This window comes from Exiguobacterium sp. s16, assembly GCF_018618115.1.
In the GTDB taxonomy this organism is placed as follows: Bacteria; Bacillota; Bacilli; order Exiguobacteriales; family Exiguobacteriaceae; genus Exiguobacterium; species Exiguobacterium mexicanum_A.
This window is the reverse complement of the sequence record NZ_JACSLM010000003.1, coordinates 117,495-144,439: the sequence shown is the minus strand read 5'-3', so window position 1 is coordinate 144,439 and position 26,945 is coordinate 117,495. Positions and strand designations below refer to the sequence as shown.

Annotated in this window: 26 protein-coding genes and 2 other annotated features; of the genes, 8 read left to right on the top strand and 18 right to left on the bottom strand. The window is 53.9% G+C overall.

The annotated features are described in order from the left end of the window. The first annotated feature begins 54 nt into the window (after positions 1–54). Both KNP86_RS07695 and KNP86_RS07690 read left to right on the top strand, forming a co-directional pair. The gene (locus tag KNP86_RS07695; protein ID WP_214753574.1) at positions 55–1,551 is read left to right on the top strand and encodes a potassium/proton antiporter; all 1,497 of its coding nucleotides are present in this window, start codon (positions 55–57) and stop codon (positions 1,549–1,551) included. A 114-nt stretch (positions 1,552–1,665) separates the two neighbouring features. Next, entirely contained in the window at positions 1,666–2,109 is a 444-nt protein-coding gene (locus KNP86_RS07690; protein ID WP_214753572.1) for an Hsp20/alpha crystallin family protein, read from the top strand. Positions 2,110–2,135: 26 nt separating this feature from the next. Here the strand turns inward: KNP86_RS07690 and trpA are convergent, their stop codons facing one another. From trpA to trpD, 5 genes are read right to left on the bottom strand one after another with little or no spacing between them, the layout of a single operon-like run. Continuing rightward, positions 2,136–2,912, bottom strand: coding sequence for a tryptophan synthase subunit alpha (trpA, locus tag KNP86_RS07685; protein WP_214753825.1), 777 nt, complete (start codon positions 2,910–2,912; stop codon positions 2,136–2,138). Beyond that, a complete protein-coding gene (gene trpB / locus KNP86_RS07680) occupies positions 2,912–4,093 on the bottom strand; it encodes a tryptophan synthase subunit beta (protein ID WP_214753571.1) in 1,182 nt (393 codons plus the stop codon). Before trpB ends, trpA begins: the two co-directional genes overlap by 1 nt. Next, entirely contained in the window at positions 4,075–4,647 is a 573-nt protein-coding gene (locus KNP86_RS07675; protein ID WP_214753569.1) for a phosphoribosylanthranilate isomerase, read from the bottom strand. The genes trpB and KNP86_RS07675 overlap by 19 nt, the downstream gene beginning before the upstream one ends. Then, a complete protein-coding gene (trpC, locus tag KNP86_RS07670; RefSeq protein WP_214753567.1) occupies positions 4,623–5,384 on the bottom strand; it encodes an indole-3-glycerol phosphate synthase TrpC in 762 nt (253 codons plus the stop codon). Before trpC ends, KNP86_RS07675 begins: the two co-directional genes overlap by 25 nt. Then, positions 5,381–6,370, bottom strand: a complete 990-nt coding sequence (gene trpD, locus KNP86_RS07665; RefSeq protein WP_034779475.1) for an anthranilate phosphoribosyltransferase — start codon at positions 6,368–6,370, stop codon at positions 5,381–5,383. The genes trpC and trpD overlap by 4 nt, the downstream gene beginning before the upstream one ends. A gap of 56 nt (positions 6,371–6,426) precedes the next feature. Next, positions 6,427–6,651 (bottom strand) — a binding site (T-box leader). A gap of 50 nt (positions 6,652–6,701) precedes the next feature. Next, positions 6,702–6,931 (bottom strand) — a binding site (T-box leader). A gap of 196 nt (positions 6,932–7,127) precedes the next feature. Between trpD and KNP86_RS07660 the strand changes: the two genes are divergently transcribed. Further along, positions 7,128–8,489 carry an amino acid permease gene (locus KNP86_RS07660; protein ID WP_214753565.1) on the top strand — a complete coding sequence of 454 codons (1,362 nt, stop codon included), beginning with the start codon at positions 7,128–7,130 and terminating at the stop codon, positions 8,487–8,489. 90 nt (positions 8,490–8,579) lie between these two features. Here the strand turns inward: KNP86_RS07660 and KNP86_RS07655 are convergent, their stop codons facing one another. The 3 genes from KNP86_RS07655 to KNP86_RS07645 all read right to left on the bottom strand — a co-directional run bounded on the left by KNP86_RS07655 (position 8,580) and on the right by KNP86_RS07645 (position 11,561). Then, positions 8,580–10,115 (bottom strand): murein hydrolase activator EnvC family protein, encoded by a 1,536-nt coding sequence (locus KNP86_RS07655; protein WP_214753563.1) that lies wholly within the window; start codon positions 10,113–10,115, stop codon positions 8,580–8,582. A 461-nt stretch (positions 10,116–10,576) separates the two neighbouring features. Then, the gene (locus tag KNP86_RS07650) at positions 10,577–10,942 is read right to left on the bottom strand and encodes a DUF423 domain-containing protein (RefSeq protein ID WP_034779481.1); all 366 of its coding nucleotides are present in this window, start codon (positions 10,940–10,942) and stop codon (positions 10,577–10,579) included. Positions 10,943–10,955: 13 nt separating this feature from the next. Further along, positions 10,956–11,561 carry a trimeric intracellular cation channel family protein gene (locus tag KNP86_RS07645; RefSeq protein WP_034779483.1) on the bottom strand — a complete coding sequence of 202 codons (606 nt, stop codon included), beginning with the start codon at positions 11,559–11,561 and terminating at the stop codon, positions 10,956–10,958. 94 nt (positions 11,562–11,655) lie between these two features. Between KNP86_RS07645 and KNP86_RS07640 the strand changes: the two genes are divergently transcribed. Continuing rightward, the gene (locus KNP86_RS07640) at positions 11,656–13,293 is read left to right on the top strand and encodes an ABC1 kinase family protein (RefSeq protein ID WP_034779485.1); all 1,638 of its coding nucleotides are present in this window, start codon (positions 11,656–11,658) and stop codon (positions 13,291–13,293) included. Here the strand turns inward: KNP86_RS07640 and KNP86_RS07635 are convergent. Together KNP86_RS07635 and KNP86_RS07630 are read right to left on the bottom strand one after the other, a co-directional pair. Then, the gene (locus KNP86_RS07635; protein ID WP_214753561.1) at positions 13,232–14,824 is read right to left on the bottom strand and encodes a GNAT family N-acetyltransferase; all 1,593 of its coding nucleotides are present in this window, start codon (positions 14,822–14,824) and stop codon (positions 13,232–13,234) included. The two genes, KNP86_RS07640 and KNP86_RS07635, sit on opposite strands and share 62 nt — an antisense overlap. Then, positions 14,770–15,333: a glycerol-3-phosphate acyltransferase gene (locus tag KNP86_RS07630; protein WP_214753559.1), complete on the bottom strand. Its 564-nt coding sequence runs from the start codon at positions 15,331–15,333 to the stop codon at positions 14,770–14,772. Before KNP86_RS07630 ends, KNP86_RS07635 begins: the two co-directional genes overlap by 55 nt. A gap of 88 nt (positions 15,334–15,421) precedes the next feature. Here KNP86_RS07630 and KNP86_RS07625 point away from each other — a divergent pair, with 88 nt between their 5' ends. Next, a complete protein-coding gene (locus KNP86_RS07625; protein WP_034779490.1) occupies positions 15,422–16,834 on the top strand; it encodes an NAD-dependent succinate-semialdehyde dehydrogenase in 1,413 nt (470 codons plus the stop codon). 37 nt (positions 16,835–16,871) lie between these two features. Here KNP86_RS07625 and KNP86_RS07620 read toward each other — a convergent pair whose 3' ends face one another. The 6 genes from KNP86_RS07620 to KNP86_RS07595 form a co-directional block, all read right to left on the bottom strand. Continuing rightward, a complete protein-coding gene (locus tag KNP86_RS07620) occupies positions 16,872–17,504 on the bottom strand; it encodes an HAD family hydrolase (protein WP_214753557.1) in 633 nt (210 codons plus the stop codon). 151 nt (positions 17,505–17,655) lie between these two features. Continuing rightward, positions 17,656–18,021 carry a rhodanese-like domain-containing protein gene (locus tag KNP86_RS07615; protein ID WP_035385631.1) on the bottom strand — a complete coding sequence of 122 codons (366 nt, stop codon included), beginning with the start codon at positions 18,019–18,021 and terminating at the stop codon, positions 17,656–17,658. 105 nt (positions 18,022–18,126) lie between these two features. Then, positions 18,127–18,399: a DUF5327 family protein gene (locus tag KNP86_RS07610; protein WP_029594570.1), complete on the bottom strand. Its 273-nt coding sequence runs from the start codon at positions 18,397–18,399 to the stop codon at positions 18,127–18,129. Between the two features lie 68 nt (positions 18,400–18,467). Next, the gene (locus KNP86_RS07605) at positions 18,468–19,763 is read right to left on the bottom strand and encodes a DUF2252 domain-containing protein (protein WP_214753555.1); all 1,296 of its coding nucleotides are present in this window, start codon (positions 19,761–19,763) and stop codon (positions 18,468–18,470) included. Positions 19,764–19,776: 13 nt separating this feature from the next. After that, entirely contained in the window at positions 19,777–20,727 is a 951-nt protein-coding gene (msrA, locus tag KNP86_RS07600) for a peptide-methionine (S)-S-oxide reductase MsrA (protein ID WP_029594568.1), read from the bottom strand. Positions 20,728–20,808: 81 nt separating this feature from the next. Continuing rightward, positions 20,809–20,991: a hypothetical protein gene (locus tag KNP86_RS07595; protein WP_138858671.1), complete on the bottom strand. Its 183-nt coding sequence runs from the start codon at positions 20,989–20,991 to the stop codon at positions 20,809–20,811. An 88-nt stretch (positions 20,992–21,079) separates the two neighbouring features. Between KNP86_RS07595 and KNP86_RS07590 the strand changes: the two genes are divergently transcribed. The 3 genes from KNP86_RS07590 (at position 21,080) to KNP86_RS07580 (ending at position 23,247) form a co-directional block, all read left to right on the top strand. Continuing rightward, on the top strand, positions 21,080–21,415 hold the full coding sequence (locus KNP86_RS07590; protein ID WP_214753848.1) for a hypothetical protein: 336 nt from the start codon (positions 21,080–21,082) through the stop codon (positions 21,413–21,415). Between the two features lie 90 nt (positions 21,416–21,505). Further along, complete coding sequence (locus KNP86_RS07585) at positions 21,506–22,576, top strand: GGDEF domain-containing protein (protein ID WP_214753553.1); 1,071 nt, start codon at positions 21,506–21,508, stop codon at positions 22,574–22,576. 146 nt (positions 22,577–22,722) lie between these two features. Next, positions 22,723–23,247, top strand: a complete 525-nt coding sequence (locus tag KNP86_RS07580; RefSeq protein ID WP_138858668.1) for a hypothetical protein — start codon at positions 22,723–22,725, stop codon at positions 23,245–23,247. A 247-nt stretch (positions 23,248–23,494) separates the two neighbouring features. Here the strand turns inward: KNP86_RS07580 and cydC are convergent, their stop codons facing one another. Both cydC and cydD read right to left on the bottom strand, forming a co-directional pair. After that, the gene (cydC, locus tag KNP86_RS07575) at positions 23,495–25,210 is read right to left on the bottom strand and encodes a thiol reductant ABC exporter subunit CydC (protein WP_214753551.1); all 1,716 of its coding nucleotides are present in this window, start codon (positions 25,208–25,210) and stop codon (positions 23,495–23,497) included. After that, positions 25,207–26,931, bottom strand: a complete 1,725-nt coding sequence (gene cydD, locus KNP86_RS07570; protein ID WP_214753549.1) for a thiol reductant ABC exporter subunit CydD — start codon at positions 26,929–26,931, stop codon at positions 25,207–25,209. The genes cydC and cydD overlap by 4 nt, the downstream gene beginning before the upstream one ends. Positions 26,932–26,945 lie beyond the last annotated feature (14 nt).

The window sequence follows — 26,945 nt, the reverse complement described above, 5'->3', positions numbered from 1 at the left end:
ATGGTATAATGAACTTAATAATACAATGCGACTATTAACGTGAAGAAGGAAGTGATGTGTTTGACCGCACCGATTTTGAGTACCGATTTTTTGATTCTTTTATTTGGTCTGCTCCTTGTCGCCGGCGTGTTAGCCACACGCGTATCGACTCGTTTCGGCTTGCCTGCCTTAATCCTGTTTATGGGTATTGGCATGCTGATGGGTAGCGATATCACCGGGCTGATTTTCTTCGATGACACCAATCTCGCTCAAATGATCGGTGTCGCCGCACTCGTCGTCATTTTGTTCGAGGGTGGACTGCAGACGAAATGGTCATCGATTCGAAGTGTGCTTGCTCCGTCCGCTTCGCTCGCCACAATCGGCGTCTTGTTGACGACCGGACTTATCGCCGTGGCCGTTCGTTTCGTATTTGGTTTCGACTGGATTGAATCTTTCCTGTTCGGCGCCATCATCGGTTCAACCGATGCGGCTGCCGTCTTCGCCGCCTTTAAAGGAAAGAATATCTCGCCGAAAGTCGGCGCGACACTCGAAGCCGAGTCCGGCACGAATGACCCGATGGCGATGTTCTTGACGATTCTCGCCCTCGACTTCATGTTAAAACCCGACACGACGATTTGGGACGGTATTTGGATGTTCATCCTGCAAATCATTGTCGGCGCGTTCGTCGGTTACATGCTCGGAAACTTGTCCCGACTCATGCTTAACCATTTGCGTCTCGAGTCGAGTGGTCTGCATGCTGTCCTCATGATTTCGATGGCCTTTATGACGTATGGGGTCGCTGCTTACTTTGCCGGTAGCGGACTACTTGCCGTCTATCTCGCCGCGATGATTGTTGGGAATGCGCACACGGCCCATGAAGTGACAATCGTTCAATTCTCTGAGGCTTTGGCCTGGATCATGCAAATCATCATGTTCGTCATCCTCGGTCTGCTTGTCTTCCCGAGACAGTTGCTTGACCCCGAGCTCATCTGGAAAGGGTTATTGATTTCATTCATCCTGATGTTCATCGCCCGGCCGATTGCCGTCTATTTATCGACAATCAAGATGCAGTTTACCCACAAAGAAAAACTGTTTATCTCGTGGGCCGGACTGAAAGGCGCCGTGCCGATTGTCCTCGCTACGTTCCCGCTCATCGCAGGCATCGACAACGCCCAATTGATTTTCAACGCCGTCTTCTTCGTCGTCGTGACGAGTGCCTTGATTCAAGGAACGACATTAACACCGCTCGCGGCGAAACTCGATTTGCTCGGGCCGGATAAAATTCGCTCGCCGTATACGATCGCTCTCGTATCGAGCAAACAGTCGCAGCATCAGCTCGTCCCTTACGTGGCGACCGAGGAATCGTCGATGATCGGCAAGACGCTCGCTGATATCACCTTGCCACCGAACACGGTCGTGAATGCGATCGTCCGTCAAGACTATCTCATCCCGCCGACGGGCCAGACGAAAATCGAGCCGGGTGACTTGTTGTACGTCCTCGCCTCGACGTATCGTCATGACCAGCTCGACCGCAAGTTCGGGGAGGATGGGTTAGAACGCGTCGAATTGTGACTCTCGTTTCTTCAATAAACTGTCACGTCGATTACGTTTATCCCTAGCTAAAAACGGACAGAGTAAAAGTGACAACACTTCTACTCTGTCCGTTTTTTTGAAGGGGGAATTTGTATGTTCGATTTGACGCCATTCCGGAAGAATGAACTCGATCGATTGCGCAAAGACTTGTTTGGGGATGTCTTTGATCGGATGAATCAACTGTTCGACCCGAAAGACGGGGCGACATCGTTCCTCGACTCGTTCAAGCTCGACGTCCGGGACCAGGACGGTCAATACGTCATCGAGGCCGAGATGCCCGGCATTAAAAAAGACAACATCCACATCCGCTACGACAAAGATTATCTCATCCTCTCGGTCGACCAACGTGAAGAGAAGGAAGAAGACAAGGACTACGTCTATCGGGAACGCCGCGTCACGTCGATGCAACGTTCACTCTATCTGCCGAACGTGAAAGAAGACGCCATCAAAGCGAAACTGTCAGACGGCGTGCTCCACTTGACCGTACCGAAAGCCGATGACGGCTCGAGCACCCGCACCATCGAAATCGAGGAATGAATAAGGATCGTGCCGAGGCACGATCCTTATTTTTTTACGCTGACCGTCCGCGCCGATGCAATCAACGCGGCCACGTCTTGTTCACGTCCCGCATGGAGCGCCTCGACGATAAAACTGCCGACGACGACCCCGTCACAGGCTGCCCCGAGCGTCCGAACCTGATCGGCGCGATGGACACCGAATCCGGCGAGCACCGGTACCGGTGACCGCTCCGTCAACGAACGCAAGTGGTCGAGTAACTCCTCCGGGAACACGTCCGTTTTCCCGGTCGTCCCTTTGAGCGTCACCGCATAGACGAATCCTTCCGCCTGGCTTAAAATCGTGTCGATGCGAGCCTGACTGCTCGTCAACGTGACGAGCGGTACGACCGCGACCTCGTGACGATCGATGCCGGCGAACAAATCGAGGCTCTCTTCAAACGGCAAATCGGGAATGATGACGCCGCTGACCCCAGACGCTGCCGCTCGCTCGAAGAAGCGCTCGACCCCGAACCGGAACACCGGATTCAAGTACGTCATCAGGACGATCGGGACCGAAAAACGACCCGTTCCTTCTATTAAACGGTCCAACACGTCCGTCAACGTCACCCCTTGTTCGAGGGCGCGCATTCCAGCCGCCTCAATGATGGGGCCGTCCGCTACCGGATCGGAAAACGGGATACCGAGCTCGATCGCCGTCGCACCCATCGCCTCCAACCGTTCGATCGTCGGGATCAAGCTGTCGAGACCGTCGTCCCCGGCCATAATGTACGGGACGAACGCCGTCCCTTCACTCCGCTGTCGAATCGCTTCATCTAATCGCATCATTGTGTCACCCTTTCTCGAATCGTATGAACATCTTTATCCCCGCGACCAGATAGACAGATGACGAGCACGTCATCCGCGTCCATCGTTTGGGCGAGCGTTTCCGCATAGGCGAGCGCATGCGATGACTCGAGTGCCGGGATAATCCCTTCTTGGCGACTGAGCGTCATGCAGGCCGCGAGTGCGTCTGCGTCCGTTACCGCCGCGTAGCGAACCCGCTCAATGTCTTTTAAGAAGCTGTGCTCTGGTCCGACGCCCGGATAATCGAGCCCGGCCGAGATCGAGTGCGCTTCCTGGATTTGTCCGGCCGCGTCTTGCAAGACGTACATGAGCGACCCGTGGAGCACCCCGACCTCACCTTTCGTGAGCGTCGCCGCATGCTTGTCTGTATCGACGCCACTCCCTGCTGCCTCGACACCGTACAAGGCGACCGTTTCGTCATTCAAGAACGGATAGAACATGCCCATCGCGTTGCTCCCGCCACCGACACAAGCGACGACCGCGTCAGGGAGACGACCTGTCTTCTCAAGCACTTGGCGACGCGTCTCCGTCCCGATGACGCTTTGGAAATCGCGGACCATCGTCGGGAACGGGTGCGGTCCGAGCACCGACCCCATCACGTAATGCGTGTCATCGACGTGTTTGACCCAGTAACGGAGCGCCTCGTTGACGGCATCTTTCAGCGTTCGGCTCCCCGACTTGACGGGAACGACGGTCGCACCGAGTAGCTCCATCCGAAACACGTTCAATTCTTGACGTTCGACGTCGACCTCACCCATGAAAATCGTACATTCGAGATTGAGGAGCGCACATACCGTCGCCGTGGCGACACCGTGCTGCCCGGCCCCTGTTTCGGCGACGACTTTTCGTTTGCCCATTCGTTTGGCGAGGAGTGCCTGACCGATTGTGTTGTTGATTTTGTGGGCACCGGTATGGTTCAAATCTTCTCGTTTTAAATAGACGTTCGTCCCAAGACGGCGACTCATGTTCTCCGCATAATAGAGCGGCGTTTCCCGTCCTACATACTCACTGAGGAGATCGTTGAAGCGTTCCTGGAACTCAGGGTCTTGTTTCGCTTCCTCGTACGCCACTTCGAGCTCTTCGACTGCTTGCATGAGCGTCTCCGGTATATATTTCCCTCCATAGGGGCCGAACTTTCCGTTCACTGGTTGTGTATACATCGTGTTTCCTCCTTGGCGCGTCCGATGAACGCGCGAATTTTATCATGATCTTTCTGTCCATTCGTTTCCACACCGCTCGAGACGTCGACGCCGTCCGGTCGCATGGCGCGAATCGCCGCGCCGACATTGTCGACTGTCAATCCACCGGCGAGCCAAAACGTTCGCTCCGGACGTTCCAGCGTCTCCCAATCGAGCGCCTGCCCACTGCCCGGTGTCGGCGCGTCGAGTAAAATGACGTCAGCCTCCGACTGGTGATCCGCTTCGATGAGCGGAAGCTCGAACTGACGGAACGCTTCAAGCGGACGCGTCCGACGGTGCAATTGAATATCGGTCAAACCACAAGCGACGGCAGCTTCGACTTCTTCAACTGTCGGGTCGAGAAATACGCCGACGACCCGAACTTCATCTGGAATCAACCGTCGCAACCGCTGCGCCGTCGCGATATCGATTTGGCGCGGGCTATCCGCAAACACGAACCCGATGGCGTCCGCTCCCGCCTCTACCGCCGTGACGACACTGGCCTCGGTCGTCAGTCCACATATTTTAACGAACATGACGTCAACTCCTCGATCAAGGCTGTCGGGTCGTCCTGTCGCATAAGCGCCTCTCCGACAAGAATCGCCCGGGCCCCGGCTGTCTGTAACCGACGGGCCGCCTCTCCTGTGCTGACACCACTCTCGCTGACGAACGCGACATCGGGATACTTCGTCATCAAGTCGACCGATGTATCGAGCGATACCTCGAACGTCTTCAAGTTCCGATTATTGATGCCGATCAACACATCTCCGAGTTCGAGTGCCGTCTGAAGCTCGGCCTCATCGTGCACTTCGACGAGGACGTCGAGACCGATTGATCGGGCATACTGTTTTAACGTATGGAGCCGGCTCGGATGAAGCGCCGCGACGATTAACAATGCCGCACTCGCCCCGGCCGCTTTGGCCCGGTCGAGTTGCCGTTCGTCGATGATGAAATCTTTACAGAGGACCGGGATTTCAACGGCAGCCGCGACGTCGCGCAAGTCGTCGAACGAACCTTGAAAATACGTCGCGTCCGTCAAGACGGAAATCATTGTCGCTCCCGCCCGTTCATACGTCCGGGCCCGGCTCGCGACGTCCATTTCGCCGCGAATCAACCCTTTCGACGGGGAAGCCCGTTTAATCTCCGCGATGACATGAAACCCTTCCCCCATCAATCGCTGTAGCGAGATCGGTGTCGTCTTCGCCACCTCGATGTCTTCCATTTGATTGACCTCTTCGATTTTCGTTCCGATGATTTTCGTCAAGTAGCTCATGCGCCAACCTCCGTTCGTTGTAATTGTTTGAGTACGCGGATGGCGTGCCCTTCATCGATGCTTGCCATTGCGACGGCGACGCCTTCGCGAAGCGTCTGGACCGTCCCGTACGTACAGAGGGCGAGTGCGGCGTTCAATAAGACGACGTCGCGCGCCGGTCCCTGCTCTCCATTCAAGACGGCAAGGAGCGTCTCGGCATTCTCAGTCGGTGTCCCGCCTTGCAAGGCCGACAGCGGCGCTCGCATCAATCCGACGTCGCGCGGGTCGACGGTGTAGCGGGCCACTTTGTCGCCGTTGAAGAACAAGACTTCGTTTCTTCCGGCGAGACTCGCTTCATCCAGTCCGCCTGCCCCATGGACGACCATGCCGCGCTCGACGCCGAGGTGGCGCATCGCCGTCGCCATCTTCTCGATGAGCGATGGATGGTACACGCCGATCAATTGCCGCTTCGGCTTGAGCGGGTTCGTCAACGGGCCGATTTGATTGAAGATGGTCGCCGTGGCGAGTCGTTTCCGGACCGGCATGACGTGTTTCATGACCGGATGGATGTGCTGGGCGAACAAGAAACTCAAGTTCGTCCGCTCGAGGTCGGCGAGCATCGCCTCATGACTTTGGACGATCGGGATATTCAATGACTCGAGGACGTCGGCACTGCCTGACCGGCTCGACACGCTGCGATTCCCATGTTTGGCGACCGGGATATCGAGCCCCGCCAAGACGAACGCGACCGTCGAGCTGATATTGAACGTGTTCGCCCCGTCGCCGCCCGTGCCACAGACGTCGAGCACAGGAAGCGCCGTCTCGGGGAACGTTGCCGCCTCACGGATGTAATCAGCGAGTCCGGCCATCTCCTCGGCCGTCTCACCGCGCGCTTTCATGGCGAGTAACACCTCGGCGATTTGCGCTTCGTCGGCTTGGAACAACTCGGCCGCCGCCCGTTTCATTTCATTCGTCGTCAATGGGTTCGTCAATAGTCGTGTTAACATGTCCGTTCCTCCTCAAGCATTTTGGGTATAAAAAAACTCCATACGACGTCTGTCGTATGGAGGACGGTATGGACCGCGGTGCCACCTCTCGTTGGATCGATCGATCCCACTTTCCGATGCTATCACATCGTATCCCGATAACGGGGGAAGCCGTCATGACCTACTTGATTCAGCCATGCTCTCATGAGCCCATTCACGTAAATGTCTCGGCCAGGATCCCACCACCCCCGGCTCTCTTGACGAGACTTGTTCACGCTACTCTTCTCAATCACTGATTTATTATGCGTTGAAACGAAAAAGGGTTACCCGCCCGACTCATAGCTTGCGCTATGAGAAGGACGAGTAACCCCGTGGTGCCACCTTCGTTGGTTCCGTAGAACCCACTTCACGGACAATCATCCGCTTTCCCATGGTAACGGTGGGTGACCCGCTAAAGCCTACTAAAAGTTTCGGTTTAGAGCTCGGAAGTCCATTCGCGACGTCCCGCATACTGATTCACACCAACCATCAGCTCTCTGTCATACGGGGACCGTCGTTACTTCTCTTCGTCGACGCCTTTATTCGTTTCAGTTAAGTTAACTCGTACTATACAGGGCAGGAAACTTCCTGTCAAACAAAAGCGTGCAAAAAAAACTTTGCTTCTATAGGTGCGGCCGAATCGATACCGCTTTTTACGATATCGCGAGTTGACACTTGATTTTTTTGTCTGCTATAGTCGTCCCCAACAACACTTCACTCAACTAAAGGAGAATCAACTTTGGAAACTAGCAAATTAAAACGTGAACTGTCCACACGGCAGTTGACGATGATTTCGCTTGGTAGCGCCATCGGGACGGGCCTCTTCCTCGGAAGCGGGCTCGCCATCCAAACGGCAGGACCGAGCGTGCTCGTCAGTTACGCCATCGGGGCGTTCATCGTCCTTTTACTGATGGGCTGTCTCGCCGAGATGACGGTCGCCCATCCGACCTCAGGCTCATTCGGCACGATCGCCGAGCGATATGTCCATCCACTCGCCGGCTTTTTGGTCCGCTACTCGTACTGGGTCGCCAACGTCCTCGCCATCGGCGTCGAAGTGAGCGCGATCGCCATCTATATGCGCTACTGGTTCCCCGATGTGAACGGATTCGTCTGGGTCGCCGTATTCGGCGGTTTGCTCATCTATGTGAACGCCCGGCACGTCCATACGTTCGGGACGACCGAATACTGGTTATCGTTCATTAAAGTGACGGCCATCATTCTGTTTATCGTGCTCGGGGCAGCCACGCTGTTCGGTCAACCCGGTTCACCAATCGAATCGATCACGACCGGTGATGAAGGTTTCTTCGCCTTCGGGTTTTACGGGATGTGGGTGACGATTTTCATCTCCCTCTTCAGTTTCCTCGGGACCGAGCTCGTCGCCGTCACGGCCGGCGAAGCGAAAGACCCGGACCGTGCCGTCCCGAAAGCGTTACGCGCGACCGTGTTCCGCTTGACGTTCTTTTATCTCATCACGATTGGCATCATGCTCATGCTCATCCCTTGGCAGCAGGCCGGGATCGATCAAAGCCCATTCGTTCTCGTCATGCAGCAGTTCGACGTGCCTGGCGCAGCCGGCATTTTAAACTTTGTCATCTTGATTGCTGCCTTGTCGGCGATGAACGCTCAGCTCTATGCTTCAACGCGAATGATGTATTCACTCGCCGAGGCCGGTGATGCTCCGCGTATCTTTAAAAAGGTCAGTGGCAGCGGGATTCCAACGCCTGCACTATTCGTCTCGACGGGCGGAATCGTTCTCGCGGCGCTGCTTCAAGTGTTCATGGAATCGTCGTATCCGTTCCTCATGGGGATCTCGATGTTCGGAGCGATCTTCACGTGGTTCATGGTATTCGTCTCCCACTTGTTCTTCCGGAAGAAATGGTCCGGACGCAAGTTGCCGGTCCGCATGATCGGTTATCCGTTCCTACCGTTACTTGGTGCCGGATTGTTGCTCAGCCTCATGATCACGACATGGTTCACCGATTTCAACATTTTGCTCAAGTTCGGGATTCCGTGGTTGGTCGGATTGACCATCATCTATCTTGTCCGTGAACGGTTCCGTAAAGCGAACAATCAATCAGACGATATCGAACAAGCGAACTGAAACAAGCGCTTATCCGCAACGGATAGGCGCTATTTTTTTCGCATACATAAAAACGAGCACCGGTCACGATTGACGGGTGCTCGTTGAACATCAGAAGAACTGACGTGGATTGACTGTGCTGCCCGCGTCCGTTCCCGAGTACGAGTAGCTGCCTTGATGGATCTCGAAGTGAAGGTGCGGGCCTGAAGAGTTACCCGTGTTACCAAGTCCACCGATGTTTGATCCTTGCGTCACACGTTGACCGGCACTGACTGAGACCGAGTTCAAGTGCGCATAGACCGTTGTCCATACTTGTCCGTTGATGACGTGGGCGATCATGACGTGATTCCCATATGCTCCACCCCAGCCGGCACGGATGACCGTTCCGGTTGCCGAGGCACGGATTGGCGTCCCGACAGGTCCTGCAATGTCGACACCGTTATGGAACGAGTAGCCGAATTGACCGCTTGCCGGTCCCCATCCTTGTGAGAAACGACCCGTTGTCGGTTGAATGAACATCGCGCCAGATGGTGCTGGTGCTGATGTCGTCGGTGCAGTCGGTGCTGGTTTCGGTTTTGGCGCTGGTGCAGGTGCTGGTTTCGGTGCTGCCGGTTTTGGCGCTGGTGTATTATTTTGTGTCGTCTGGTTTGAAGATGCAGATGACTGGGTATTATTGTTACTGTTCTGCTGTTTTTGAGCTGCTGCTCGTTCTGCCTCGGCTTTAGCCGCTGCCGCTCTTGCTTCTTCTGCTTGACGCGCTGCTGCTGCCGCTTGAGCCGCTTCCGCTTGACGAGCTTCTTCAGCCTTACGTGCCGCTTCTTGACGAGCCGCTTCTTCAGCGCGACGACGTGCTTCTTCTTCCTCACGACGCTGTGCTTCAATTTCAGCCGCAATCGCTTCTTCTTGGGCGATTAACGTCGCTTCGATTTCTTGAAGGTCGAAGATTTGCGATTCAAACTTAATATTCTTCTTCTCGAGCTCTTTGATGCGGGCTTCGCGCTCTTTCATCTTCTTCTCGAGTTGAGCTTGGCGCACTTCAAGCGCTTTTTGTTGTTTCAAGAGCGAAGCACGCTCTTCTTTGAGCGAGGCTTGCGCTTCTTTTAACGATTGGCGCGTCGCTTCGTAATCTTCAAACAACTCTTGGTCGCTCCGTTGAATCGTTCCGGCCGTGATCATGCGTGTGATCAAGTCCGAGAAGTTTTTCGAACCGAAGATAAACTCCGCCCAGTTGATTGAGCCGCCGCCGTTCGTTTGCATCGTGGCCATGCGCTCTTTCATCATCTCTTCTTGGGCTTTCATCTTCTTCTCGTAACCTTTAATATCTTTCTCGAGGTCTTCAATCTTCAATTCAGTCCGCTTGATTTCTTGGCGTTTTGCCGCGACATCGTTGATGATGTCTTGAAGCTGGGCGTCCATCTTGTTGACTTCCGTTTGGACTTTCGAGATTTCATTTTTGTTTTGCTTGATTTTCGAAGACGTGTTCGATTGGTTCTGTTTGACGTTATTTCGTTGCTCTTGCACTTTTTTCTGCTGTTCTTGTTTCTCCTTGATTGACGTCGAGGCATCAGCCACCGAGTGCGTCCCAAGAAGAAGCGCGCTAAGCGTAAGTGTCGAGACGGTGCGTTTCCAATTGATCAATGGGGACATCCTTTCTAGTTTAAGGGGTTGGCGTTCACGTTCTATTTAAGGTCAGTCGTTTTGCTATGTAACAAAAACGATTAATTTTTTAGTTTCAACACGACTAATTATATCGAAGTGTCGAATGTTTTCCTGTTAAAGTTATATTTCACTTTTATTACGACTGATGATGCGAAGACCTCATGTAGCTCCCAACCTCTTTATATTTCAACATTTTTTCACTTTTCTTTTCTCGAAACACTTTTGTAACAATAGTTGAAAATAGGAAATCATTGACCTTATATTTAAATAACGTTATCCAGTCGTTTTTCTAAGTCTAACCATTCCCAAAAAACGTAAAAAAGGGCCCGGTTGGTGTCTCGCTCAAGGCGAAGAAGCCAACCGGGCCAATTGTTCGTTGTCGTGTGAAGACGAGGGGTCTCACACTTAGAATGTTACACGACGACTGTTAATCACACGTTAACGTTTGATTACAGTTTGAGCGCACCGATGATGACGAACACCCAGGCTGCGATAAACAAGACGCCGCCAATTGGCGTGACCGCCCCGAGCTTCGTAATTCCAGTCAATGCCATGACGTATAGACTGCCTGAGAAAAAGAGAATTCCTGCAAACATGAGCCAGCCTGCTGTGTTGAACTGGCTAATGCTCACTTTCATCAAGATGCTCGCTAAGGCGATGATGCCGATGGCGTGAATCATATGGTAGAGCACGCCGGTCTGCCAGTTGGCGAGCATGTTCGGTGCCAGACGTTCTTTCAAAGCATGGGCCCCGAACGCACCGAGAGCGACGCCGAGCGCCATTAAGGCGGCGCCGATGATGAGCAATAGTTTCATACTAATTTCCCCCTTATCGCACTTTCCGTGCAGGTAAATTCCACTTCCGATAGTAGGATATCACTCGAAGCGCCGCAACGACAACGAGTAAGGTGTAGACGGGGAGTCCCCCTTCAAGCCGAAAATAATACGTGACGACCGCGATGATGATCGCCCACATCGCGTACACTTCAGACTGGAGGACGAGCGGTTTCCGGCCGGCCAATAAATCACGGACGACCCCCCCACCGACACCTGTCAGGACGGCAGCCGCAATCGCTGCCGACAATGGTAAATCCAGCTTGATGGCAACTTGTGCGCCTTGAAACGCGAAAGCGACGAGCCCGATGGCATCGACGATGACACCCCAGCGTTCCCAATGGGGCAAGACGACACTCGGCAACAGGAAGATGAGCAACGCGACAAGAAAACAAAGGATGAAGAGATCGTTTTGTTGCCAAATCAAGCTGACAGGGTTCCCGAGCAAGACGTTTCGGATGGCACCGCCACCGAAAGCCGTCGTAAAAGCGAGCAACCACACCCCAAAAATATCATATTTCTCGTCCATCGCGATGATGGCACCGCTCGCCGCGAATGCGATTGTTCCGACGACGTTGAGTAATTCCCACTCCATAAACATCCCTTGCCCTTTCTTGAAAGCATTCTGTGGTAAAGTTAAGATACAAAAAATCAGATCAGTCGAGCGACTGCTTGTAAAGGATGTCGGTACTTTTATGAAACGAATCGCCTTGTTCCGCATATGGATTATCGTCACGATGTTCGCCCGATTCATCATTAAAATTTATGCATTCTCCCGCAAACAGCAGCAAGGTCTCGCGTCGACCGAAGAGTACGAGGCGCTCATGTTGAACCTTGCCCGCGAGTATAAACGGAACGCGCTCCGGCTCGAGGGGCTGTTGATCAAGCTCGGGCAGTTTCTATCGATTCGGGCCGACTTGTTGCCTCCGTCCGTATTGAACGAGTTATCCGAGCTTGTCGACCGCGTCCCGACATCGGGCTGGGACAAGTCTCGCGCCATCTTGGAAGCAGAATGGGGCGTCCCGTACACCCAAGTCGTGAAGGACGTCGGCATCGACGCCGTCGCCTCTGCCTCGATTGGGGAAGTGTACGGCGCCACACTCCTGGAAACCGGGAAGCGTGTCGCGCTGAAAATCCAACGTCCGGATATCGAAAAAATCATTCGGACCGACTTCAAAGCGATGCGAATCGTCACGACGATGCTCAAGCGGACATCGCTGGCAAAATCGACCGACTTAGATAGCTTATATCGCCAAATGATTTTTGTCATCGGGGACGAGTTAAATTTCCAAACCGAATTGAAGAACGCCCATTATTTCAAAGCGAAATACGCCGATAACCCCGACGTGTACATCCCGGACTATTATGACCACCTTTGTACGAATCGGGTGTTGACGATGGATTGGGTCGAAGCCCGCCGCATCACCGACCTCGCTTTCTTAAAAGAAAATAATATCGACCGCTCCGCACTTGCCGAACGGTTGTTCACGATGGCAGCCGAGCAACTGTTGTTCGGTGGGCAATTCCACGCCGACCCCCACCCCGGTAACGTCCAGATCCGGGCCGACGGGACGATCATCCTGCTCGACTTCGGAATGGTCGGGTCATCGACTGCCCAAGACATGGCAACGATCCGTAAAATCTTGCAGGCGTTCATCTCGCTCGATTATGACGGTGTCGTCGACGGACTTGAAGACTTGCGTTTTCTGTTGCCGACGGCGAACAAGCACAACATTCGTCAAGCGCTTGAAAAAGCGGTCACGTTCTATTTAGAGACCGATATCGATACGGTCGATACGAAGCTGATCGAAAAAGTGTTGCAAGATATCCAACTGCTCGTCAAAAACGAGCCGATCCAACTGCCGGCCGAGTTCGCCTTCTTCGGTCGTGCCGCTTCGACGCTGCTCGGGATTCTGCAAATCCTCGACCCGAAAATCGATTTGTTCACGCTCGGCAAACCGATCGTGATCCAATGGCTCGAGTCCGATGGGACGACGATTCAGAACCGTTACGTCATGACGGCACTCAACTACGGGAAGAAGTTACTGAACGTCCCGCCGCTGCTCGATAACTATTTGAAAGAACCGACCCGGAAGCGCCTGTCCGAGCAGGCGATGTTCCAACGCGACCTCGAGTCCAAAGAACTGCTCCACCGCCAGACGTTCAACTCAGGGGTCATCATCCTCGGCCTCGTCGTCGGCCTGTTCGGCTATATCCGGCCTGACGAGTGGCTGTTTTGGTCAGGTGGGGTCGTCGCCGTCGTCGCCTACTTCAACTCAAGACGCCTCGGTCGTAAGATTCGTCATTTGGCGCGCCAAGATTTCCGTGTTTGACCCCGTCACTCCTCTGAGTGGCGGTTTTTTTCTGGAGCCACGTCCCGATATAGGCGGCGACTTGCTGCAGATCCCGCTCGGTCGTCCATCCCATCGTGGAGACTTGGAGACAGTTCGCACGCCGTAAATAGGCGCTCTCATATTGCACTTGATAGCCATGGAACATCAACTGGCGCCCCAGTTCAAGCGAGGAAAGATGTTCCGGTAACGTGAGCGAAAAAATACCCGGTGCTTGGTCGTCTCCGATTTTAACCGGTGCGCCTCGGCGCAAAAGTTCATTCACGAACACATCGAGTTTTGATTGATGCGTCCCAATCTCCGCGTCTGTCAGTTCGTCCAACGCGATGTCCATCGCTTGAATGAGCGGGACCGATTGCGTGAAGGCAATCGGGTCATAGCCCGCCAAGTCCAAATAGCGTGAAATCGACGGGTTCGGGACGGCTCGATGTCTCATCGCGACAAACGCCAATCCCGGTGCATTGCGAAGCGCCTTTCCCGATACGAACGTCACCATGTCCGCAAAGGCATAGTCCGTCTCAAGCGTACCGACTGCGCTGATCGCATCAATCGCAATCACCGTTTCACACTTGCGTGCATAGTGACGCAACGCTTCCAAGTCGACCATTCTCCCCGTCGACGTCTCGCAGTGGACCGTCCAAATCCAATCCGGCCGTTGCCGTTCGAGTTGCTGGACGTCAATGCGCTGACCCCCAGAGAGCGACAAGACCTCAAATTCAAGCCCAGCCCGGTTGGCGTGATCGATGAGTCGTCGACCGAACTCACCTGTATCGAGAATCATCCCTTGTCCAGTCAATTGTGCGGCAACTGCATCGTTCGCGATCGTCCCGCTCCCGAGTAACGTGTAAATATGAGGTAACTTGATGAGGGCGCTTAACTTCAGCTGGACCGAATGGAGCAAACGGCTGGCCTCGACTGACCGATGTGATAACGGCTGCATGGCCAAGGCGGAGCGAACGCGGGATGACAGTTCGACAGGACCGGCGAGGAGTTGCTTCGGACGCAACGTTCGTGCGGTCTCAGATTGCATAAACCCAGAGCGGGTCAGCTTCATCGGCACGTATAACGCCTCCACCGTCCCGACCGGTTCTGCGAACGCGGTAAATCCAAAGCGTCGATACAACTTCTGTTCACGTACGGTGCCACTGATGACAATCCCTTCGACGCCCCGCTCTGTCGCTTCCAAGAGCATCCCACGCATGAGACCGGCAAACGTCCGCGTGTTCCGATAGGCGGGCGTCACCGCCAATAGCCGGACTTCAATCCATTCCCCCGGTGGCAACGTCACCCCTTTTTGTTCGAGCGAGAACGGTCGCTCGTCGCGGATGGCACACATGGCGACAAGCTGTCCGTCCGCCAATCCAATCCAGTATGTATTCCTATCATGGAAGCGATCGACGAGTCGTCGCTCCGCGTTCGGATGGTGTTGCGGGATTTCTTCGACAAACGTCTCATAGTTCAATCGATGAATCGCTTCCGCATCCCCCGGCGTCGCTCTTCGAAATTCAAGCACGTTGTTTCCCCCCTTATATGATGGTACATGATCAAAATCATCGTCAAACTGGCCACACTGACATCTGTTGCGTCCCCCCAGGCCGCGAGCGGCAAGAGCATGAGCATGACGAGCCCCGTCTCGCGCGAGTTACGCGTCAGTTTGATGAGAATGAGCAACATGGCAAGTCCTGCTAAAAACCATAGCGGGCTGTACGCTAATATAATTCCAGAAAATACGGCGTACCCCTTCCCACCGGTGCGAATATGCCACATCGGATAAATGTGCCCGAGCGTCAAGGCGAGCCCGGTCTCAAAAAAATATGGACCGCTGATCGACAAGACGAGTACCGTCTTCAAGACGTCGAATCCGTAAACGAACAAGAACGCTCGCTTCCCGCCAATCCGTAACGCATTGCGGGCACCGGTGTTTCCCGACCCACTCGTTGCCAAGTCTTGACCGCTCCACCTGCCGTATAAGTGCCCGCCAAGTATACTGCCGACGACATAGCCCAAGATGATGACCCACATAGCGATCCCTCCCCCGTTGTAAAATTGTGTATGATTTTTGAAATCGGGTACCTTCTTAATGTGCACCTAGACGAAAGGGGAAATCAAGATGCGAGTGGAGAACAATTTCATCAACGGAGAATGGATTGATACATCGGACACGATCGAGGTGCGGAATCCCGCGACCGGCAACATTATGGCCACGGTGACAAAGAGCGACACCGCCGAAGCGAAACAGGCTGTCGATGCCGCCCACGACGCCTTGAAGGACTGGCAAGAGAAAACGGCAGAAGAACGAGGCGCCCTCCTGCTCGAATGGAACCGCCTGATCGATGAACATACGGAAGCCATCGCTCGGACGATGGTCGAAGAGCAAGGCAAGCCGCTCCAAGAAGCCATCGGCGAAGTCCGCTATGCGAACGGCTTCATCGAGTGGTACGCCGCGGAAGGTCGGCGCGTGTACGGCGAGACGATTCCGGCATCGTCAAACAAGAAACGCATCTTTGCCATTAAACAACCGGTCGGCGTCGTCGCCGCCATCACCCCATGGAACTTCCCGGCCGCCATGATCACCCGAAAATTGGCGCCGGCGCTTGCCGCAGGTTGTACCGTCGTATTGAAACCGGCATCAGCGACACCATTGACGGCGATCGAACTCGTCAAACTGGCTGAGAAAGCAGGCTTCCCACCCGGTGTCATCAATCTTGTCACCGGGAAAGCTTCTGACATCGTGAACACGTGGCAACACGACCCCCGTGTCCGCAAATTGACGTTCACCGGTTCGACCGAGGTCGGCAAGACGCTCATGCGCGGCGCCGCCGATACGATGAAGAAAATCTCACTCGAGCTCGGTGGTCACGCCCCGCTCATCGTCACGGCACAGGCAGATCTCGACAAGGCTGTCCCGCAAGCGGTCGCGACGAAATTCCGTAACGGCGGACAGACGTGTGTCTGCGCCAACCGGATTTATGTCGAGCAGTCCATCGTCGATGCGTTCTCCGAAAAATTCATCGAGGCCGTCGCAGCGCTCGAAGTCGGCAACGGGCTCGACGAAGGGACGGATATCGGTCCGCTCATCGACGAGGCCGCGGTCGAGAAAGTGATGAAGCACTTGGAGGACGCTCAAATCCGCGGAGGCGAGATCACGGGCGGGGAGCAGCTCGACGGCCTATTCGTCCGGCCGGCCGTCGTCCGCTATGCGAATGAGGACATGCTGTGCATGAACGAGGAGACGTTCGGTCCTGTCGCCCCGATTGCGTCGTTTGACTCGCTCGAGGAAGTGATTGAACGGGCGAACGCGACCCCGTTCGGTCTTGCTGCCTATGTATTCACGCAAGACATCAACGAGGCCCTCTATTTAGCCGAGTCGCTCGAATACGGCATCGTCGGCGTCAATGACGGCCTCCCCTCAACGCCGCAAGCCCCGTTTGGTGGCTGGAAACAGAGCGGTCTCGGCCGCGAAGGTGGCCACCACGGTATCGAAGAGTTTTTAGAAGTAAAATATATTTCGCTTGGACTCTAAAAAATCCGGTTGAACGTCGCGCGTTCAACCGGATTTTTTATTTTTCGACCAAGGCGATCAAATCGTTCGGCGTCGCGATCACATGATCGGCGAGCCCCCACTCGTCTTCGTTGCCGAAGCCGAAACCGGTCAAGACGACCGGGAAGTCATGCGCTCGTGCCGCTTCGACGTCAGATTTACGATCCCCGACCATCACATAGTCGTTCTCGCCGTGACGGAGACGATGCGCCGTCAAAATGTCGGCTTTCTTCTCCCCGCTCACGGATTCAAGACATTCTGGAGCCGTCATGAACTGGCGGATATTTTGCGAGTCGAGCATGAGGTTCAAGTAATGGACCCCGCAGTTACTCGCGGTCGTCAACGTGTGTCCTTTCGCGTGGAGCGCCTCGAGCATCTCGTAAATCCCGTCGAACAAGACGTGTTGGCCTTCCATCGCTCGTTCGAGCGTCTCATGACGAAGTTTGCGAATTTGGCGGATCTCCTCGATTGTCGCCTCCGGGATGACGTGCTCCCAAAATGCGTTACCGGCCAATCCGTATCCCGATCGGACCGCGTCCTCGCTCGGTTTCGGTAAATGTGGAAGTTGCTCTAACGCCTCGTGGATTGCTTGCGTCATCGGTCCGGTCGTGTCAACGAGCGTCCCATCGATATCAAATAAAATGACTGCCATTGTTCTGGTCCCCTCTCTCTTTCCTATGCTCCTACCGTAGCAGAATCCCCTCAATTCCGAAAGCGGAAACGTCACACGGCAAATCTCACCTCTAAAAGTGAAATTCAGAGTCCATAAAAAAACGGCTGAACAAATGTTCAACCGAGAACTGTCAGCCACGCCAGAAACTCATACCGCCTTTGACCGAGTAGACGTCCGTATAGCCCGCGCTTTTCAACATGGCCGCGGCCCGTTGACTTCGCATCCCGCTTTGACAGATGACGTAGACCGGACGTTCTTTATCTTTCGGATATTGGGCACTCGCATTCCCGAATCCCGATAACGGCACATTTTTTGCTTGCTTGATATGCCCGCCCCGGTATTCGTGTGGTTCGCGAACGTCGAGCAGTTGAATGTTTCGCTCTTCGGCAATCTTCCGTTTCAATTCATCCGTCGAAACTGTTTTGACGCTGTTTCGCTTCGTCCACCAAAAATAAATCAATCCGATCACTACTGCGACAAACAAGAAATCAAGCATAGTCACGCCTCCGTTAGGTATAGTTTAGTTAACCCCATTATACCCCCTATGGTATATAAGTCAACGCGAACGCTCGCAAAAAAAAGCTGTGCCTCGGGGCACAGCTTAGAAGTCGAGCAATGAATCGGTTTTCGGTTTGTCTTCCTCTTCTAAAGGAATCCCGAGAAACGCTGCCATCTGCCGATCAAGCGGGGGTTTCGCCTCGGTCGGTTGGGCCACGGGAGCCGCAGTGGGCTGCGTTGGAGCCGAATCGGCGAGCAACAGCTCGCAATACCCCATCAGTTTGGCCAAATGGCGCTTCTGGGTTTCTCCGCTCGACTGTTCAATTTGGCTCATCACTTGTTTCATTTGCGTGATGACCTGCTGTTCTGTAATCATACGTCGCACACATCCTTTACCGTTCCATTCTGAGGCAAATGAGGGCCTGGCCGCAAGTCCGGTGCTCGTCAGACCCGTGTCTCCTCACGCGTCTTGAGCCAGGATTGGAACGCCTCAAAGTCGAACCTGACTTGATTGGCGTAAAATTGGGACCAACGCGAGATTTGACGAATGAATAGCGGTCGCGACGCCCCGATGGCAGCCGCAATCCGTTCACTCGCCTCGTAGTCGAGCACGTTCGCATCCGCATCCGCTCGCGCATGAATTTTGGCCGTGATCTCCGCCTGTACTTTCAACGTCTCGATGAGCGATTCCTCATTCTTGATGTGCTTCGCTTTCACTTTCCGCTTATACGGTGACCGCTGACGGACGTAGTATTCATTCCCATCAATCGTCAAGTAGCCGAGATACGGGTCACGACTGTGCACCATGGCACGCTGGGCCGCGATGACGCGGGCCCCTTGATGGGACAGCCCGTCCTCAAACAATGGATGCGTCGGCAAGAAGAGAGACGGGACAGCTGATTGCGCCTGCTTCATTTCGAGAATGATATCCTCGTCATGTTCAGCGTCCGCACCTTCAATCAAAATATAATACCGTTCGAGCCCGATTGAAGCGGTACCGCTCTCCCGTTTGATGGCGATGTCTTTAATCTCATAATGGTCGGCGTGGTGACGATGCTTTTCCGACAAGGATGCCAAATAGTCAGGCCATGCCTGTTTGATTTGTTTGGCAGTCTTCGGACTGACCGGGACGAGGTCGTCACTTGTCGCGAAGTAACGCTCCTCATCCCGGACTTCCGTTCGCTCCGCCATGAATGCGTCTTTCTTCTTCTCTGCCTTTTTAATCACTTTCTTGATCGCTTTGCACGTGTTCGCTTTCGTGAATTGAACATCTTCATCCTTCCCATTCGCATAGCGTTCCATCGCACGCGCGTATGTCTCTGCATACGTCTCAATGGCTCGCCTCGCATCAAATCCTGACTCCGCGGCAAACAAATCGACCGAGATCGCCATGCGAAGGACGTCAAACAAATAAGACCCGAGATACGCCTCGTCAAAATCGTTCACATCATAAATGATGGTTCCGGCCCCATCTTCGAACACACCGAAGTTTTCAAAATGCAAGTCCCCTTGAATGAACGTCGGATGAGACGCGTCGGTATCGAACGCGAGCGGTACTTTCGCAAAGTCATAATAGAACAAGTGGGAGCTCCCCCGGAAAAACGAGAACGGGGTCGCACTCATCTTGTTGTACTTCTCATCTCTAGCCGCTTCAGACAAGTTTCGAATCGATTTGTCGTAGTAATCCAAGACGGTCGCGAGCGTCTCACGACGGATCTGTTGTTTGACGGATGTGAACATGACCTTCTCCCCTTCACGCATCGAATAAGTGCTTGTACTCTCCATAACCTGCAGACTCTAACTCTTCTTTTGGAATGAAACGGAGTGCTGCCGAGTTGATGCAGTAGCGCAGACCCCCTAGTTCTTTCGGGCCGTCATCGAATAAGTGACCGAGGTGACTGTCGGCTCCCTTCGAGCGGACTTCAGTCCGAACCATATGGTGCGTCGTGTCCATGTTCATGTCGATACGCTTTTCCTCGATTGGACGGGCGAAGCTCGGCCAGCCGCAATTCGACTGGAACTTGTCGCGCGACGTGAAGAGCGGCGTACCATCAATCACGTCGACATACAATCCTTCTCGTTCCTCGTCCCAATACTCATTTTGAAACGGGGGCTCGGTCCCGTTCTCTTGCGTGACTTTATATTGGATTGGCGTCAAGCGGTCTTTCAGTTCTTTCTGAATCTTCTTGTCGCTCCACGCCTCTTTCACAAACTTGGCACGGCCTGAACCGACCCGATACATTTCGTAGCGGAACGGATTTTTCTTATAGTAGTCTTGATGATAGTCTTCGGCTTCCCAAAACGTTTTCGCGGGACGAATCTCGACTTCGATCGGTCGGTCGAATCGGCCTGAGTCCTCGATCTCTTGCTTTGAACGTTCCGCCGCTACGCGCTGTTCTTCCGAATGATAGAAGATGGCCGGGCGATACGACTCACCGCGGTCATTGAATTGTCCGCCGCCATCGGTCGGGTCGATTTGACGCCAATAGATGCGTAACAGTTCCTCGTATGAAATGACTTCCGGGTCAAACGTGACCTCGATCGCCTCAAGGTGACCGGTCGTCTCCGAACAGACTTGTTGATAGGTCGGGTTGTCGACGTGCCCGCCCGTGTAGCCGGAAATGACGCGCTCGACCCCTTCGTATTTATGAAACGGTTTGACCATGCACCAAAAACAGCCTCCCGCAAATGTAGCTTTTGCCATAATAAATCCCTCCTTACTATGTAGTGTACCCAAAAAATCTCGTCGACAACAAAAAACGAGAACCACGAACGTGTTCTCGTCTTAGTCTTCTTCGACCTGATTCATGTGCCGCATCACTAAAAATAAGATGACGCCGACGATAAGCGCCCCGAGCACGGTCAACGCCATATTCCCTCGAGCCGATAATGTATAAAAGATGGCCAACCCGATCAAGATGAGCGCGATCGGAATAAACGCTCGCTTAAAATGATCCCAATACCGCACGGACAGTCCCCCTTTCTTTCTATCATACCAAATTTGTTTGCTATGATAGAGAGGAAGATGATGTTTCATTTCGAAGGAGGCACTTAGTATGGAGGTTGAACGGTTATGGGCCAATCGCCCGACACTGATGTGGGAAGACCGGATGAATGAAGGCGATGACGTGTATACCGTCGAGATCATCTTTGCCGTTGACGCCGCGCTCCGACGGTACGTGACCGCATTGACACATGCAGACGGAACGGAAGCAAGCGTCTTGGCAGCGGTCCGCGACGTCGTGTTGCGCTTGAACGAGCTCGATGCCGAGCACGACCATTTCATCGAGACGGTTGAGCGTGAGGAACTGTACGATTTCATTCAAGCCGGGGCAATTCTAGCCGGTTATGAGACTGACGAGGACGTGACGGAAGATTGGCGCGACTGGTGAACACATTGCACTCCTCCATAAGCAGTCAACGCTGTTTGAATATGCTAAACTGAAACTAATTATTTCCATTTCACGCAAGGGGATGCAGCCATGCTAACCATCATCAACTCGTTTTTTCTGAACTTGTGTATCCTATTCACCCTCTTCACGATCTCATTTCTTCCGTTCCGCAATCGTCCGCGTCTGACACCGAAATCACCGTTGAAAGGTCGAATCCTGCTTGGCGTCCAGACAGGGATCGTCGCCTTGATTTTACTCGCAAACGCACTGCCGCTCGAAGGGATTTTGATCGACTTGCGCTCCATCCCCATCTCGCTTGCCGTCTTGTTCGGCGGGTGGGTCAGCGGGGTTGTCGCTGCCGTCATCTTTCTGACCGCCCGATTTTTCATGGTGACCGACGGGGCGTATATCGGCTTTTATTTGGCGGTCTTGACGATGATTGGACTCGTCCTTCCCATCAGTCTATTGCGGCTAAAACTCGATAACACTCGCAACACGTTACTCGTCTTCACGACGATCAGTGTCACCGTCTTCGGTGCGGCCATCTATTATGCGTTGCCGCTCGAACTGTTCTATCCTGTCATTCTCGCCTACGTCGTCATGGCGTACGGCGGCGCCTGTGCCGCGTATCGTTTGCTCCAAGAGTTGCGTCGTCATTTCGAGAACGTCCAACATCAGCAACAACTCGCCCGGACCGACGCGTTGACCGGCATCGCCAACCGGCGTCTATTGAACGAGGCGATGGCCAACTTGAACGTCGAAGCCAAAGAATACGCCTTGATCCTCGTCGACATCGACCACTTCAAGCGCGTGAACGACACGTACGGTCATGACGTCGGGGACGACGTCTTACGGGAGCTCGGCATGTTGCTCGTCGCCGAGAGTGAAGAGCGTCATCTCGTCGGCCGCTTCGGCGGAGAAGAATTTTTAATCATCATGCCGAACGCCAATCGAGATGAAGTGACTCACCTCGCTGAATCTATACGAGAAAAAGTCTCGACGTTCCCGTTCGAGACGAGTGCGGGGACGCTTCATATCACCGTTTCGCTCGGGGCCTGCCATTCGAACGACATCGAAGTCGACAGCGTGTTGAAACATGCCGACGAAGCGTTATACCACGCAAAGGAATCGGGACGAAATCGATTCATTCTGGCGTCGTAAAGCGCCTCATGTTCGCAAAAGATTGCGATTTTCCGCAGTTTTCCCGCTTTACTTTCAACTAGTGAATCGGTACACTAGGCTAGACTTTGATTCGACTATCCTTACAGTGATCATAGATTTGGACAGAAAAAGGGGAAACACATTTCATGACAGTATTGTTATCACTATTCGGTTTGATGTTTGTGGGATCGTTCATCCTCGACTATCAACGTGGCAAGACGTTCCGGCAGTCGCTCTTCGGGGGAGTCGATACGATGAAACGGAACTTGTTTATCTTTTTACGCACGTCCCTCTCGATGATGATTTTTATCGGTCCGCTCCTACTCATCTCCATGTTCGCCTTCTCAGAACTCGTATCGTTCGAGACGGTCGCCGCCTTCATGATTGCCGTGCTCAGCATCGGGTTCGCGGAACGCATCATCGGGATGATCGTCGCACCGCTCGTCCGGACGTTCTGGCACCAACGCGGAAAATTGATGCCGCTCTATCTTGATGCAGGTCTTTATATTTTCTTGCTGTCGATTCTCATCCTCGAGTTCTTGATGAACATTCCAGGTGTTGAACTCGGTGCTTCTGCCATCGCGGTATTTTATGCGTTCGCGCTCTTCTATACTCGTTACTTGTTCAGCTTACTTCGCTTCACGCTTCGTAAGGGCGTACCGTCGAGCTGACAACGATCCGCAAACAGTTTGGTTTGCGGTTTTTTTGTACAATTTACTAATTGACAATGAGAATCGTTATCACTTATACTTTAGTTGTAGCTCCCAAAGCTTGACGTAAACGTTCCCCAAACCAATACGTCACGTGGATTCCCCTCCACGACACTCTTTTTGAAAGCAATGCGACAACCCCCATTTGTTGCACCCAAATTTGCCATCCAAAAAAACGAGCGGCTCTCCGACGGAGCCGCTCGTTTTTTCATGCAAAGATATCTTGTTCGATTTGTTTCAATCCATAAAACACACCGTGTGCCTGCATCAGTTCATCATACGATCCGGTCTCGACGATGCGTCCGGACTCCATGACGATGATGTGATCGAAACGTTCGAGCCCAGTCAGACGATGGCTGACCATGACGAGCGTCGCTTCATCGGCTTGACGCAAAATCTCGGCGAATACGTCCGCCTCGGTCCGCGCATCGAGCGCCGATGTCGCTTCGTCAAGTATCCAGAGCAATCCATTCTTCAACAAGGCTCGGGCGATGGCAAGACGTTGCCGCTCGCCGCCCGATAAGTTCGCCCCTTTCTCAAGGACGGGCTCGTCGAGCGAGAAACCGAGGCGGACACTCGCGAGCGCCGCTTCCATCTCAGCGTCCGAGAAATTACCGGCGAGCTCCAAGTTCTCTCGCACCGTCCCGAAGAAGAAGTGGTTCTCTTGAAGGACGACGCTGGCTTCACGCCAGACCGATGCTTGGGTCACATCGTCCAACCGCTGTCCATTCAATCGGATCTCACCAGACTCAGGTCTGACAAAAGCGAGCAACAGTTGAAGTAGTGTCGATTTTCCTGAGCCGCTCGGTCCGACGATAACGGTCTTTGAACCGCCTCGTAACGTCACGTCGACGCCGCTCAGCACGTCACGGAACGTGTCCGGGTAGCGATAGCTCACGCGTTCGAACGATACGTCAGGTGCTGTCTCGAGCGCTACGTCGGTACGGGCCGACTCGGCAACGACAATCGCTTCACTCGGCTCGACCACTTCGAGCAGTCGATCGGCCGCTTGCTTGCTGTCGGCATAGTGACCTGGGAAGACTGCCATCGGTGTCGCGTTCTCAAACGCAGTGAGCGACATCATGATGAGCATGGCCAAGAAGAGGCCATTTAATTCCCCGTCGACGACAAGATAGGCCCCGATGGCCAAAACACCCCATGAGACGAGTAAGGACGCCGCCACGACGAGCGAGGAGTTGAAGAACTGGTTCGTCACATCTCGTTTTTGGGCATCGGCGTAGCGGTCGCTCTGTTCAAGCAGTTCGTTGCGCGTTTGACCAAGCCGATGGTGCAACAACAGGTCGCGATAGCCGTACATCATCTCCGTCATCCCACTCGACAGGTCTCCTCGCAAGGTACGGAGTTGCCGGTCATGCTTGGCACGGACACGGGCGAAGAAGGCCGGGATCAAAAAACCGGTCACGAAGACGCCGAACAAGATCCAAACGCTGACCCAGACCGAGAAGTATGTGACGAAGAAAATCGTGCTCAAGAAGACGAGTACCAAGATAATCGGCGGGTAGAACACCCGTAAAAAATAGTTCTGCAAGCTCTCGACGTCACCAACGACGCGAGCGAGCAAGTCCCCACTCCGATATTTGGCAAAGATGCTCGGGACGAGCGGCTCGAGTTGACGATAAAATCGGACCCGGAGTTCGCTCAAAATCGTGAACGTCGCCCGGTGCGAGGCGAGACGCTCCTGATAGCGAGCACTCGCCCGAATCACACCGAACAGTTTAATCAAAACGACGGGCACCATGAGCGCATACAGCGGCGGCACGAGCCCAGCCCGTGAGACGAGGTATCCGCTCGCCGCGAACAAAGCGACGGCTGCGATGCCAGCGACATAACCAAAGAAGATCGAGAGGATGATATCCTTTTTCTCTCGCATCATCCATTTCGTGATCGTCCAAAGGGAATTCATCCTCTCACCCCTTTCTGTAGCGTGAATAAGTCAGCGTATTGCGGAACGCTGAGCAGTTCGTCATGTGTGCCTTGGGCGACGAGACGCCCTTCGTCCATGAACCAAATCGCATCGGCTTGTTTGATCGTATGCAGACGATGCGCGACCGTGACGAGCGTTGACTCACGTGACAACTCATCGATTGAGCGCCGAACGATTTGTTCGGTCACTAAATCAAGTCCGGTCGTCGGTTCATCGAACAAGATGATGCCGGGACGTTTCAAGAAGGCCCGGGCCAAGGCGAGCCGCTGCCGTTCACCTCCGGATAAGCCGTAACCCCCTTCACCGAGTTCGGTATGAAGACCGTTCGGCAACTGAGCGATGACATCGTTCAGTCCGGCTGCCGTCGCCGCCTCGAGGATGCTCGCTTCGTCCGCCGCCTCACCGAGGGCGATATTATCGGCGACGGTGCCGGCGAACAAATACGGATTTTGTGAGATATAGCCAATCGTGTCATACCATGACGTATCGGTGTACGTCTCGAGCGGTTCACCGTCCACGAGGACACGTCCGCTGTCAGGTTTGACGAGCCCCGATAACACGTTCAAGACGGTTGTCTTCCCGGACCCGCTCGCCCCGACGAGCGCCATGTGGGCACCGGCAGGAATCATGCCGCTTAAAGGCTGGAGCGTGAAACGCCCCCCTTCATAGGCGAATGATGCTTCGTCGAGCTCGAGGTCGGGTGTCCGGCTCGTCAACGTCCGGTCGCCCCACTGCAGACGTTCATCCGGTGCGTCGAGCGCCTCGAAAATACGATCGGCCGCCCCCATGCTGCCGCGTCCGGTATGGAACGCACCGCCGAGGTCTTTAATGGCCAAATAGTATTCCGGAGCCAAGACGAGAATCAAAAAGCCGGAGAAGAACGTCAAGTTCTGCCAGACGACCATTTGCAGCGCCACTTCGAGCGCCACGACCCCTGTGCTGAGCATCGAGATGAACTCGAGCATGAGACCCGATAAGAACGCCGTCTTCAAGACGACCATCGTCGCGTCGCGGAAGTCGAGACTGCTCTTTTCAATCGCTTGCGCCTCACGCTCGGTCCGACCGTATAGTTTCAATGTCGTCAATCCTTGCAACACGTCCAAGAACTTTCCGGAGAACTGGTTCATCTTCTCCATCTGTTGTTCGGATTTTTTCTGCGTCGCAATCCCGATGATAATGAAAAAGATTGGGATGAACGGCGCCGTCACCATCATGATGACGCCCGAGATCCAATGTTGGCTGAAGACGACGACGAGAATGAGCAGCGGAATGATCGACGTTTGAATGACTTGCGGCCAATATTGGCTGAAGTAGGCGTCGACTTCATCGACCGCGTCCATGAAGACGCTGACTTTCTTTCCGGACTGGCCGGACAAAGATGTCTCGATCGGATTCGATGTATAACGGTCAAGCAACTGAAACCGGAGTGTCCGTTTCGCTTTCTCCGCTAGACTAGCTCCGATTCGTCCTGACATGTAGCCGAACAAAGCACGCGTGACGAGGGCGAGAATGAGCCAGCCGAGCGCCGGGATGATGCTTTCAAACGATGCATTTTTAAAAAAGACCTGGTCGACGATATCGACGATTAAATACGCCTGCGCCAAAATCGACAATCCGATCATCACCGCGGCGATGACGAGTCCGACGATATGGCGTTTTTCAGCTAAAGCGAGAGCTTGCAGTCGTTTCACTGCGTTCATCCTTTCTATACTAT

Bases quoted from the DNA above. Each gene is read 5' to 3' on its own strand.
- KNP86_RS07695 (WP_214753574.1), top strand. From the start codon at position 55: ATGTGTTTGACCGCACCGATTTTGAGTACCGATTTTTTGATTCTTTTA.
- KNP86_RS07690 (WP_214753572.1), top strand. From the start codon at position 1,666: ATGTTCGATTTGACGCCATTCCGGAAGAATGAACTCGATCGATTGCGC.
- trpA (WP_214753825.1), bottom strand. From the start codon at position 2,912: ATGCGATTAGATGAAGCGATTCGACAGCGGAGTGAAGGGACGGCGTTC.
- trpB (WP_214753571.1), bottom strand. From the start codon at position 4,093: ATGTATACACAACCAGTGAACGGAAAGTTCGGCCCCTATGGAGGGAAA.
- KNP86_RS07675 (WP_214753569.1), bottom strand. From the start codon at position 4,647: ATGTTCGTTAAAATATGTGGACTGACGACCGAGGCCAGTGTCGTCACG.
- trpC (WP_214753567.1), bottom strand. From the start codon at position 5,384: ATGAGCTACTTGACGAAAATCATCGGAACGAAAATCGAAGAGGTCAAT.
- trpD (WP_034779475.1), bottom strand. From the start codon at position 6,370: ATGTTAACACGACTATTGACGAACCCATTGACGACGAATGAAATGAAA.
- KNP86_RS07655 (WP_214753563.1), bottom strand. From the start codon at position 10,115: ATGTCCCCATTGATCAATTGGAAACGCACCGTCTCGACACTTACGCTT.
- KNP86_RS07650 (WP_034779481.1), bottom strand. From the start codon at position 10,942: ATGAAACTATTGCTCATCATCGGCGCCGCCTTAATGGCGCTCGGCGTC.
- KNP86_RS07645 (WP_034779483.1), bottom strand. From the start codon at position 11,561: ATGTTTATGGAGTGGGAATTACTCAACGTCGTCGGAACAATCGCATTC.
- KNP86_RS07640 (WP_034779485.1), top strand. From the start codon at position 11,656: ATGAAACGAATCGCCTTGTTCCGCATATGGATTATCGTCACGATGTTC.
- KNP86_RS07630 (WP_214753559.1), bottom strand. From the start codon at position 15,333: ATGTGGGTCATCATCTTGGGCTATGTCGTCGGCAGTATACTTGGCGGG.
- KNP86_RS07625 (WP_034779490.1), top strand. From the start codon at position 15,422: ATGCGAGTGGAGAACAATTTCATCAACGGAGAATGGATTGATACATCG.
- KNP86_RS07620 (WP_214753557.1), bottom strand. From the start codon at position 17,504: ATGGCAGTCATTTTATTTGATATCGATGGGACGCTCGTTGACACGACC.
- KNP86_RS07615 (WP_035385631.1), bottom strand. From the start codon at position 18,021: ATGCTTGATTTCTTGTTTGTCGCAGTAGTGATCGGATTGATTTATTTT.
- KNP86_RS07610 (WP_029594570.1), bottom strand. From the start codon at position 18,399: ATGATTACAGAACAGCAGGTCATCACGCAAATGAAACAAGTGATGAGC.
- KNP86_RS07605 (WP_214753555.1), bottom strand. From the start codon at position 19,763: ATGTTCACATCCGTCAAACAACAGATCCGTCGTGAGACGCTCGCGACC.
- msrA (WP_029594568.1), bottom strand. From the start codon at position 20,727: ATGGCAAAAGCTACATTTGCGGGAGGCTGTTTTTGGTGCATGGTCAAA.
- KNP86_RS07590 (WP_214753848.1), top strand. From the start codon at position 21,080: ATGGAGGTTGAACGGTTATGGGCCAATCGCCCGACACTGATGTGGGAA.
- KNP86_RS07585 (WP_214753553.1), top strand. From the start codon at position 21,506: ATGCTAACCATCATCAACTCGTTTTTTCTGAACTTGTGTATCCTATTC.
- KNP86_RS07580 (WP_138858668.1), top strand. From the start codon at position 22,723: ATGACAGTATTGTTATCACTATTCGGTTTGATGTTTGTGGGATCGTTC.
- cydC (WP_214753551.1), bottom strand. From the start codon at position 25,210: ATGAATTCCCTTTGGACGATCACGAAATGGATGATGCGAGAGAAAAAG.
- cydD (WP_214753549.1), bottom strand. From the start codon at position 26,931: ATGAACGCAGTGAAACGACTGCAAGCTCTCGCTTTAGCTGAAAAACGC.